8 protein-coding genes are annotated in these 10532 nt (G+C 71.4%); 6 read left to right on the forward strand and 2 right to left on the reverse strand.

Annotated features, from left to right (window positions below; genetic code table 11):
* On the reverse strand, nucleotides 1–281 hold a 281-nt coding region (locus AC3EN4_RS31690), incomplete at its 3' end, for a WXG100 family type VII secretion target (protein WP_435210204.1).
* 234 nt (nucleotides 282–515) lie between these two features.
* On the opposite strand from AC3EN4_RS31690, the gene AC3EN4_RS31695 reads away from it, so the two are divergent.
* From AC3EN4_RS31695 to AC3EN4_RS31705, 3 genes are all read left to right on the forward strand, one after another.
* The gene (locus AC3EN4_RS31695) at nucleotides 516–1193 is read left to right on the forward strand and encodes a hypothetical protein (protein ID WP_435210206.1); all 678 of its coding nucleotides are present in this window, start codon (nucleotides 516–518) and stop codon (nucleotides 1191–1193) included.
* A gap of 4 nt (nucleotides 1194–1197) precedes the next feature.
* A complete protein-coding gene (locus tag AC3EN4_RS31700; RefSeq protein ID WP_435210208.1) occupies nucleotides 1198–1656 on the forward strand; it encodes a DUF4333 domain-containing protein in 459 nt (152 codons plus the stop codon).
* Nucleotides 1657–1803: 147 nt separating this feature from the next.
* A complete protein-coding gene (locus tag AC3EN4_RS31705) occupies nucleotides 1804–2319 on the forward strand; it encodes a sigma-70 family RNA polymerase sigma factor (RefSeq protein ID WP_435210210.1) in 516 nt (171 codons plus the stop codon).
* A gap of 23 nt (nucleotides 2320–2342) precedes the next feature.
* On the opposite strand, the gene AC3EN4_RS31710 is transcribed toward AC3EN4_RS31705, so the two are convergent.
* Nucleotides 2343–4469, reverse strand: coding sequence for an amylo-alpha-1,6-glucosidase (locus AC3EN4_RS31710; protein WP_435210212.1), 2127 nt, complete (start codon nucleotides 4467–4469; stop codon nucleotides 2343–2345).
* A gap of 306 nt (nucleotides 4470–4775) precedes the next feature.
* Between AC3EN4_RS31710 and AC3EN4_RS31715 the strand changes: the two genes are divergently transcribed.
* The 3 genes from AC3EN4_RS31715 to AC3EN4_RS31725 form a co-directional block, all read left to right on the forward strand.
* The gene (locus AC3EN4_RS31715; RefSeq protein WP_435210213.1) at nucleotides 4776–7751 is read left to right on the forward strand and encodes an AfsR/SARP family transcriptional regulator; all 2976 of its coding nucleotides are present in this window, start codon (nucleotides 4776–4778) and stop codon (nucleotides 7749–7751) included.
* Nucleotides 7752–8283: 532 nt separating this feature from the next.
* Complete coding sequence (locus tag AC3EN4_RS31720) at nucleotides 8284–9600, forward strand: CE1 family esterase (protein WP_422739170.1); 1317 nt, start codon at nucleotides 8284–8286, stop codon at nucleotides 9598–9600.
* A 493-nt stretch (nucleotides 9601–10093) separates the two neighbouring features.
* On the forward strand, nucleotides 10094–10532 hold a 439-nt coding region (locus AC3EN4_RS31725), incomplete at its 3' end, for an RICIN domain-containing protein (RefSeq protein WP_435210215.1).

A 10532-nucleotide genomic window follows, 5' to 3' on the forward strand; every position in this document is an offset into this window, starting at 1 on the left:
GCGGCGGTCTGCGTGTCGGTCTCCGAGAAGGCGTCGCTGACCTGCGTGAGGTACTGGCTGATGCCTTCCATGCCGTGCAGGGTCTGGTCGACGCTGCCCTTGTACTCCTCGAAGTACGGCCCGAACTGCTGCTGCGCGCCCGGGGTGTTGTAGCCACCCTGGATCAGCGTGTCGATCTTGCTCTTGGCCTGGGTCATGCCGTCCAGCAGGGTCTGCATGTTCTGCTGCAGCCAGCTCGCGGACTCCTGGATGTCCTCGCTGACGATGTGGTACGTGGCCATGTCACCCTCCCGTTTTCCGGTGGTCTCGCGGGTCGGCGAGCCGGTCCCCTCGTGGACCGCCTTGCGCCGACGCCGCCACCCACACGGATGCGCACGCCATCCGGTTCAGGGCAGGTTCGAATCCGTCCCGGTCGTCCGTCGCGGTACGACGGTGAACCGTTTCGGGACGGTGTCCGTGTGGGTGCCGGACCTGTGCACGAGCCCGGTCCACACCGACATCGAGGTGGAGCGAACATGGTGCAGAGAGCGCGGATCGCGATCGTGGCGATCGGCCTGGTGGCGCTGACCGCGTGCGGGGAGGCCACCGGGGCGGGGGGCACCGCGACGCCGACCCAGGGGGCATCCGCGGCCTCGCCGGTCACCGCGAGCGCGGACCCGAGCCCGCAGGTGATCGAGGTCAGCCCGGTGCCGCCGCCGACCGTGGCGAAGACGCAACGCCGCGTCCAGATCTTCAGCGGACCGTCCGACGTCCCCGTCCCGGGTGGCCCGGACCGTGGCCAGGGCAGCAACGTGGTGCAGTTGCGGGCCATGCAGCAGGCCGACATCGGCACGTACGTCGCGGACGGCCAGGGCCGGACGCTCTACCGGTTCGACAAGGACTCGGCGAAACCGCCGAAGGCGACCTGCGCGGGGGACTGCGCCAAGACCTGGCCTCCGCTGCTCATCTCGTCCCCCGGCCGGATCTACCCCGACGGCGTCGACCCGCAACTCGTCGGGTACGTCGAGCGGGCCGACGGCACCTGCCAGGTGACCATCGCGGGCTGGCCGGTCTACCTGTTCGCCAAGGACACCGCGCCCGGCGAGATCCGCGGCCAGGGAGTCGGCGGCACCTGGTTCGCGGTCGCCCCGACCGGGGGGAAGACCACGCCACTACCGGAGGTCGTCGCCGTGCCGACCGCCACCGCCCGCTGAGACCGTGGAGTCGACGATGAACCCGGACGGCGCGTCCGACCGCCCGACGGTCACCGACGCGGGGGCCGCCCTGCTGGTGCCCCGCTGGAAGCCGGCGCCCCCGCCGCAGTGGGGGCCGGCGGCGAACGTACCGGCGGTGGGCCGCCGGCGGCTCTCGCCGAAAATCGTGCTGGCCGTCGCGGTCCCGGTCGTCCTCCTGGCGGTCGCGGGCACGGTGGTGGCCGTGACCCGGCCCGACCTCCCGCGACAGAAGGTCCTCGACACCGCCGCCCTGCAACGTCAGGTGCTGACCGTGCTCCGGACCGACTACCAGCTGAACGCGGACACCGTCGCCTGCCCGGTCGACCAGCCGGTCATCGAGGGGCACCGGTTCACCTGCACCGCCGAGGTCGACGGGGCGACGGTCACCACCTGGGTGACGGTCCGGTCCACCGGCCAGTTGGAGGTCGCGCGCCCGAGGTAGTCGGCCGGGTCGGTAAGAGATCGTCACGAGCCTGGTAACTGGCGAAGGTTAGCGTCGGGATCCGGGTCGATCATCGGTGCCGGTCGCAGGGCCGTGTCGGTGGCGGCCCCGCTCGTAGACCCGCTCGCTAAGGACCAGGCACCAGCGATGACAACGGCTCCCCATTCGGGTACGGCCTCCGGCCGGACTCCCGCGCTGGACGAGTTGATGGCCGAGCACACCCAGCCGCTGCTCACCTTCGTCGAGAAGCTCGTGCGGGACCACCATCTCGCCGAGGACATCGTGCAGGAGACGTTCATCCACGCCTGGCAGCAGGGCACCCGCGTCCGCCTCGTCGGTGTTCCGATCCGCGACTGGTTGACGACGGTGGCGCGGGACCTGGCCGTCGCGTCGCTGCGGCAGGTCGCCGTCGGGCGGGAGCGGACCGAGCCGGAGGTCGACGTCACCCAACCGGACCACGCGGACGCCGCGGTCGCCGCCGCCGAGGCGGTCTCGATGTTGCGGCGGCTTCCCGTCGAGCATCGGGCGGTGCTGCTGCACACCTACCTGGCGGGCCGGACCACCCACGAGACGGCCCGCGCACTGGGCGTCCCGGTGCGTACCGTCCGCTCCCGGCATCACCACGCGCTGTACACCCTGCGGACGGGACGCCGGGCAGCCTGACCGGGTGGCGCGTGCCCGGTAGCTCAGGCCAGCGAGCGCAACCGCGTACCGGCGGCGTCGACGATCCGTCTCGCGCCGTGCACCCGTACCCCGGTCAGCCGGATGCCGCCCAGCGTGTCGGGGATGTGCGGGTCGGTGTGGAGGACGCCGTCACTGACATCGAGCCCGAGCATCGTCCGCAGGAAGAGAAGGGGCGCCCCGCTGGCCCACGCCTGGGGGTTGCAGGCGGTGGGGTAGGGCACGGGTCGCCGGCCGAGCGAACGGTCGTACCCGGAGAACGCCTCGGGCAGGCGGTAGTCGAAGTGGGCCGCCGCTTCGAGCATCGCCAGCGCGATGCGGTTGGCCTCGTCCCGGTGGCCGTACCGGGCCAGCCCGGCGGCGATGATCGAGTTGTCGTGCGGCCACACGGTGCCGAGGTGGTAGCCGATCGGGTTGTACCCCACATCGGCGGTCGACAGCGTACGGACGCCCCAGCCGGAGAACATCTCGTCGGACATCAGGTGCCGCGCCACCACGGCGGCCCGCTCGGGTGGAACGATCCCGCTCCACAGCAGGTGGCCCATGTTCGAGGTCATCGAGTCGATGGGTCGTTTCTCCGCGTCGAGGCCGATCGCGTAGTAGCCGCCCCGCTCCGACAGCCAGTAGTCACGGTTGAACCGTTCGCGCAGATCGGCGGCCTCGCCTCGCAGCCGTCGCGCCAACGGGGCGTCGGCCCACGGCCCGTCCGCGAGCTCCGCGGCACGTACCTTCGCGTCGTAGGTGTAGCCCTGGATCTCGCAGGTGGCGACCGGCAGGTCGGGGAGCCTGCTGTCGGCGAACTGCACGCCGTCCGGTGAGTCGCGCCAGCACTGGTTGCGCATGCCGTTCGGCGAGCGGGTGCCGTACTCGACGTACCCGTCGCCGTCGCGGTCCCCGAACTCGTCGATCCACCGCAGCGCCGCGTCGGCGTTGGGCCGCAGCTGCCGCACCAACGCGTCGTCGCCGGTCCACCGCCAGTACTCGGACAGCAGGATCAGCCAGAGTTGGGTGGTGTCGGCCGCGCCGAAGCAGGGGCCGTAGGGTTCGACGCCGAGTTGGGTCAGCTCACCCGAGCGGAACTCGTGCAGGATCTTCCCGGGGTCCTGGTCGCTGAAGTCGTCGACGACCGTGCCCTGGTGCGCGGCGAGAGTGACGAGCGCCCCGCGCGCGACGTCCGGGCCGCAGGTGATGCTCTGGTACGCCGTGACCAGGGTGTCCCGGCCGAACACGGTCAGGAACCAGGGCATGCCGGCGGCCAACAGCACGATCCGCTGACCGTTGATCTCCTTGACGATGCGCATCGAGACCAGGTCGACGGCCGATTTGCGGTAGACGTTATGCAACAGTTCCGATTCCGCGCTGAGGTCCGGTTTGTTGGCCTCCCAGCGGTAAGCCGCGTCGTCGTTGTCGGTGTCGGTGGCCGGCGCCTCGCCGAACACGCGGTGGGCCGGCTCGAAGTCCATGCCCTGACAGTTCAGCAGCACGCGCAACTCGCAACCCCAGGTGTCGCCGCGTTCCAGGCGCACGTCCCAGGCCAACGAGTCGCCCTCGACCCGGTCTGCGGGGGGAACGGCCTCGACGGTGGTGGCGGCGGACCAGCGCGAGTTCCGGTAGGAGAAGCTGAGGGCGGAGCCGTCCGACCGGTGGCTGCGCCGGATGTCGGCCAGCCGGCTCCGGCCCGCCCGCTTGATGTCGAAGAGGTCGGCGAAGTCCGCGGCGACATCCAGCCGCAGGCGTACGGAGACCGGCTCGACGCCGAAGTACTGCAACACGATCCGCTCGTACATGCCGTCCCCGACGAACCGCTCCCGCCGCAGGCCGATCCCGTTCGCCCGCAGGTCCGGCAGCTCCGGGTTGGCGAGGAAGAAGGCGGCGGAGTAGGCGTCGACCGTGCTGGCGCTGAGTACCAGCGGGGCGAGTCCGTCGAGGGTCAGCTCCCAGCGGCTGAGGTAGCGGGTGTCGTCGTGCACCAGTCCGGCGATGGAATTGTCCGGCACGTCGCCGACAGAATTGGACAACATGAAGGTTCGGCCCTCGAAAATGCCGATGGAATCGGAGCCGAGTTCGGGAGGAAGGTCACGGTTGGCGCCGCCGTGCGTGCGTTCCTGCTGTTTCGTCGGACGAGAATTCATGGCACCCGCACCTCCCCCGATGGCAGGGGGCGGCCCCCCGTACAAGCGCAGTCTAGGACCCGAAAGGGCGCTGTCGCTGCCGTATCGCCTGCTGTCCACGGCGTCGGCGAAAAGGTGACGAACGGCGTCGGCACGGCATTCCGTCGCGTATTCGGCGCGGTGGCATACCTGTCGCCGGGTGCCGTGCTCCACCATTTCGTCCGGATCGGGCCTCGGTGCCGGGTCGGTTCCGTCGGCACACACGTAGACTGGGGAGCGCGGTGGCAGCCGATGGTGGCGACGGGTCAGGCGAAACAGGAGATTGAATTGTCGATTTCGACCGATGCCCGCCGCCCAGGAGACGGACCCCGGCCGATCGACGAAACGCTGCGTTTCGAGATCCTGGGTCCGCTGCGCCTGTGGCGCGACGGCGTCGAGGTGGACGTCGGCCCCCGGCAGCAGGGTCGGCTGCTGGCCCTGCTCCTGGCCCGCGCGGGGCGACCGGTCAGCGCGACCGACCTCATCGAACTCGTCTGGGGCGAGGACGCTCCGGCCAGCGCTTCGAACGTCATCCACAAGTACGTGGGCGCGCTACGCCGCCTGATGGAACCCTCGCTCGCGCTGCGCGCGCCCGGCTCGTACCTGCGCCGGCACGGCTCCGGATACCTCTTCGTGCCCCCACCCGGCTCGCTGGACCTGTTCCGTTTCCGGGAACTCGTCGGGGCCGTCCGGCAGAAGCTCGCGGCCGGCGACCGGCGCGGGGCGCTGGACCACTACGCCCGGGCCCTGGGGCTGTGGCGCGGGCCGGCCGGTGACACCTACGCCCACGGCACCACCGCGATGTCGATCTTCGCTGCGCTCGATCGGGAATTCCTCGACGCGTGCGTGCCGGCGGCCGAACTCGCCCTGTCGCTGGACCGTCCGACGCGGGTGTTGCGGCCGTTGCGGCTGGCCGCCGCGATGGCGCCGTTCCACGAGCCGGTGCAGGCGAGTCTGATCGCCACCCTCGGGGCGGCCGGTCACCAGGCCGAGGCGCTGGAGTTGTTCCGGACCGTCCGCACCCGTCTCGCCGAGGAGTTGGGCATCGATCCGGGCGAGGCCCTTCAGGCCGCGCACCGGCGGGTGCTGGCGGGAACGGCGAGCCCGGTGGGGAGCGACCCGACCCCGGCCGACGGCGGGGCACGGCGGGGTGCCCGGTCGTGGCCGGTGCCGCTGGTGCGGCCGGCGCAGCTTCCACCCGACCTGCCGGCCTTCGTCGGACGTACCGCCGAACTCGCGACTCTCGCCGGACTGCGCGCGGGCGCGGCCCTCGCGGGCGGGACGGGTCCGCTGGTCGTCGCGCTCGACGGGATGGGCGGGGTGGGAAAGTCCACGCTGGCCGCGCACTTCGCCCACCGGGTCGCCGAGGAGTTCACCGATGGCCAGCTCTACCTCGACCTGCGCGCGGAGCAGCCCGAGACCGACGGTCTGAGCCCCCGGGACGCGCTCGGATCCCTGTTGTCGTCGCAGGGTTTCCACATGTCCAGCGTTCCGGAGACGCTCGCCGCGCGGGTCGGCATCTACCGGAGCCTGACCGCCGGCCGGAAGATGCTCGTGCTTCTCGACAACGCGCTCGACGCCGCCCAGGTGCGTCCGCTGCTGCCCAACTCCCCGGCCTGCCTGGTGCTGGTGACCAGCCGTCGGCCGCTCGTCGATCTCGCCGTCCGCGACGGGGCGCACCTGCTGCACCTCGATCCGCCGGACATGCCGACCGCCCGTCGGCTGGTCCAGCGTCGGCTCGACGGCGCGCCGAACCGCTCCCCGATCGTCGACGCTCCGATGCCGGAGACGCTCGACGAGATCATCGAGATGTGCGGCCGGCTGCCCCTCGCGTTGGCGATCCTGGCCGGCCGGCTGAGCGCGCGTCCGCGACTCGCCCTGCAGGACGTCGCCGCGGAACTCCGTGACGGCGCGCGACGACTGACCGCGTTCTCCGGCGGTCCCGGCGTGTGCGATCCGCGCGCCGCCTTCGCGTGGTCGTACCGCCAGCTGAGTCCGGACGCCGCCCGGCTCTTCCGGCTCTCCTCCGCCGCCATGGCGGCCGGCATCTCGGCCGAGGCGTTCGCCAGCATGTCGCTGACTCCGCCGACCCGGACGCGGGGACTGGTGCGGGAGATCACCGACGCGGCCATGCTCGACGAGGACGACAGGGGACGGCTCACCTCGCACGTCCTCGTCCGGGCGTACGCGCAGGAGCTGTTCCTGGCCGAGGAGTCGGTCCACGACCGGGAAGCGGCTGTCGGCCGGCTCCTGCACCACTACCTGCACAGCAGCTACCAGGCCGCGCTGCGGCTCGTGCCGACGAGCCCGGCGGCCGCTCCCGTCCCGGCCCCGGCCGGCGTCGTCGCCGAGCGACCCGATTCGTACGACGCCGCCATGCGGTGGTTCGACGATCACCAGGAGATCCTGTTCGAGGCGGTCCGCCGCGCGGCGGAGGGCGACTTCGGCGTCCCGCCCTGGCGGCTGGCGCTCACCATCTGGCCGTGGTTGCAGCTCGCCGGGCGATTCCACGACTGGCAGGACGTGATGCGGGTGGCGCTGCGTGCCGCCAGTGACAGCGGGGACGAGGTGGGCGCGGCCCACGCCAGGTGGAGTCTGGCCGACTCCTGCTACCACTTCGCCACCTACGACGAGGCGCTCGACCTGCTCGGCCGCGCCCGAGAGACCTTCGCCGAGCGCGGCATGATCGCGGAGCTGGGCGGTGTCCACAGTGCCCTGCAACGGATCCACAGTCAGCTGGGCCGGCACGAGCGCGCACTGGCGGAGAACGAGCGGGCGCTGTCCCTCTACCGTGCCGTCGGTTTCGAGCAGGGCGAGATCTGGGCGTCGGTGGCCCGGGGCCGCTCACTGGTCCGGCTCGGTGCTCCCGGCGAGGCCATGGCGTGCCTCAACGAGGCGTTGGCCCAGAGCGAGAAGTTCGGCCCGGGGACGGACGAGGCAGCGATCCGCGTTCTGATCGCCGAGTGTCTGGCGTTGCTGGGGCATCAGAGCCAGGCCCGGGACCAGCTCGAGCAGGGGCTCCGAGCGGCCGTCGAGGCGCACAGCCGGATCGGCGTCTTCGAAGCGTCCACCCGGCTCTGCGCGACGCTCCTGGATCTCGACGACGTGCCCGGCGCCTGCCAGGCCTGGCGGCAGGCCTGCGACGCCATGCACGCCATGCAGAACGGTGGGACCCGTGCCATGCGGGACCTGGTCTGCGACCTGGGGGACAGGCTGACCGAGGTCACCGAGTTCAGCTCCCGCTCCGCGGACACGCAGCGGTGACACCCGGACGGGCCACGCTCCGGCCGGCCGCCTGACCAGCGCTGCGGCGGATGACCGAGGGCCCGAACCGCCCGCTGTGGTCGGTTGCGCGGCACTCGGTCGGTTGAGCATGTTATCGATAACATGCTATGTTCCGGCGCGGGGAGCGAAGGGCACGCTCCCAGTCACCGCAGTCAGTCGGCGCAGGCATGCCGAGGGCCCGCCCTCCCGCCGCCTCACCGGTCGGTGACCAGTCCGGGCCGCTCCGCCACTGCCAGGCGACCGCGCGGTCGTCGGACGCCCCTCCGGTCCGGCTGCACGCTCCGCATTCCATGCCCCGTCGCGGACAACCCCGGCAGCGACGGTACGGCCCGTACGCCACCCGTGTACGCCGCACCGGCCGCAGCAGCATGCCGGCCCGCAACGGAAGGACGTCCTCTCACCGCACCTCGCCGGTCGGCCCTCGTCCGCCCGCGCGGGCGAGTACCCCCCACCGGCACGAACCGGCTCGAGGTGCATGTCGTACGCACGATCAACGGCAAGGAGTCGAGCAATGGTCAGACGGAGACAACTACTGACGATCGTCGCGGCCGCGGCGGCTCTCGTCGTGGCGACCGGCGGCGCGTTGAGCGCCGGGTTCCGCGGCGAGGCGGTGGCCGCCACGAACGGCACCCTGGCGGCGACCGCGGGCTGCGGTAAGGCGCCCACCCTCACCAGCGGGACCCGCACGATCACCAGCAGCGGCCAGAGCCGCACCTACATCCTCCAGATCCCGAGCGGGTACGACCGGAACCGTCAGTACCGGCTGGTCTTCGGTTTCCACTGGCTGAACGGGTCGGCCAACAACGTCGCCTCGGCCGGCTACTACGGCCTCGCGCCGCTGTCGAACAACAGCACGATCTTCGTCGCGCCGCAGGGCATCAACGCCGGGTGGGCCAACACCAACGGTCGGGACCTGACCCTGTTCGACGACATCTCCCGCCAGGTCGAGAACGACCTCTGTGTCGACACGACGCAGCGTTTCGCCCTGGGCTGGAGCTACGGCGGGGCCATGAGTTACGCGGTGGCCTGCGCCCGACCGAACGTCATCCGCGCGGTCGCGGTGCTGTCCGGCGCGAACCTCAGCGGCTGTAACGGTGGCACCGCGCCGGTCCCGTACTTCGGCATCCACGGCATCTACGACAGCGTGCTGAACATCTCCCAGGGTCGGGCGTTGCGGGACACGTTCGTGCGCAACAACGGCTGCACGGCGCAGAGCCCTCGCGAGCCCAGCCGGGGCAGCCTGACCCACATCACCACCACCTACTCCGGCTGCCGCGCCGGGTATCCCGTGCAGTGGGCCGCGTTCGACGGCGACCACACCCCGAGCCCGGTGGACGGGTCGGGCAGCCCCAACGACTCGCGAACCTGGACCTCGGGTGAGATCTGGCGGTTCTTCAGCCAGTTCCAGTCGACGACCCCGCCCACCACGCCGCCGCCGACCACGCCTCCGCCCACGACGCCGCCGCCGACCACCCCGCCGCCGACGACGCCCCCGCCGACCACCCCGCCACCGACCGGTGAGCCGGGCACCTGCGCCGCCACCTACCACGCGGTGAACAGTTGGCCGGGTGGCTTCCAGGGTGAGGTCACCGTCACCAACCGCACCAGCGGCACGATCAACGGCTGGGCGGTGGGCCTGACCCTGGCCGGCGGCCAGGCCATCAGCAGCCTCTGGAGCGGCGTCAACACGGGGACCACCGGCAACGTCACCGTTCGCAACGCCCCCTACAACGGCGCGCTCGCGCCGAACGCCTCGACGACCTTCGGCTTCACCGCCACCGGCGACGGCGCCACCCCGCCCAGCAACGTCACCTGCACCAGCTCCTGAACACCGATGCCCCGGGTCCGGCGCCACCCGCTCCGGACCCGGGCATCGCCCGCCGGGCGCGGCGGCGGTCCCTCGACGGGTCGCCGCGAGCACGGTCGCGGCATCGGTGCGGTCGTGCCGCTTTATGGGTGAACGTCGATGTTAGCGTCGATCATTCCTGAGCGTCGGGCAGGCCGACGTGGCCGTCGGGGGCGGCGGGGGATCGGGCGGCAGGCGTGCGACCGGCGTCAATGGCCCGGCGCGCCACGCCGGCCCTCCTTTGCGCGGATGTTACGTCTTGACGAACAGCATGTTATCGCTCACAGTCGATGGTCAAGGACGACGTCGGATGCGATGTTCCGCCGGCCGACTTCGTCGACCGTGAATCCGACGTGCGTCCGCCGCCCACCGGGAGCGTGTTAACGCGAACATTCCCACCGTGTGCGCCCGGTCGCGGGTCGCGGTGCGCCCAGCCTCGGGTAGCCGTTCGGCTCCCCGGTCAATGAGGAGGATCATGTCCGCCATTGGTACGTCCCCGGCGATAGCGCCACCCTCGCGACGACGAGCGTGGTTGGTACGAGCGGCAGCCGCCAGCGCGGCGGCGGTGGTGGTCGCCGGCGCCGCCGCGATGGCGGTGTCGTCGCCCGCGGCCGCGGCGACGGTCGACACGAGCGCGTGGTACGTGCTGGTGAACCGCAACAGTGGCAAGGCGTTGGATGTCTACAACCTGGCCACGAACGACGGTGCGCGGATTACGCAGTGGACGCGTAACAACGGTAATCAGCAGCAGTGGCAGTTCGTGGATTCCGGTGGTGGTTACTATCGGGTCAAGTCGCGGTTGTCGGGCAAGGTGTTGGACGTGTCCGGCCGTTCGACGGCCAATGGTGGGGCGATCGTGCAGTGGTCCGACAACGGTGGGACCAACCAGCAGTTCCGCCTGGCCGACTCGGACA

This window comes from Micromonospora sp. bgisy143 (assembly GCF_057708145.1).

Coding starts and splice junctions, on each gene's coding strand:
- AC3EN4_RS31695 (WP_435210206.1), top strand. CDS start 516: ATGGTGCAGAGAGCGCGGATCGCGATCGTGGCGATCGGCCTGGTGGCG.
- AC3EN4_RS31705 (WP_435210210.1), top strand. CDS start 1,804: ATGACAACGGCTCCCCATTCGGGTACGGCCTCCGGCCGGACTCCCGCG.
- AC3EN4_RS31710 (WP_435210212.1), bottom strand. CDS start 4,469: ATGAATTCTCGTCCGACGAAACAGCAGGAACGCACGCACGGCGGCGCC.
- AC3EN4_RS31720 (WP_422739170.1), top strand. CDS start 8,284: ATGGTCAGACGGAGACAACTACTGACGATCGTCGCGGCCGCGGCGGCT.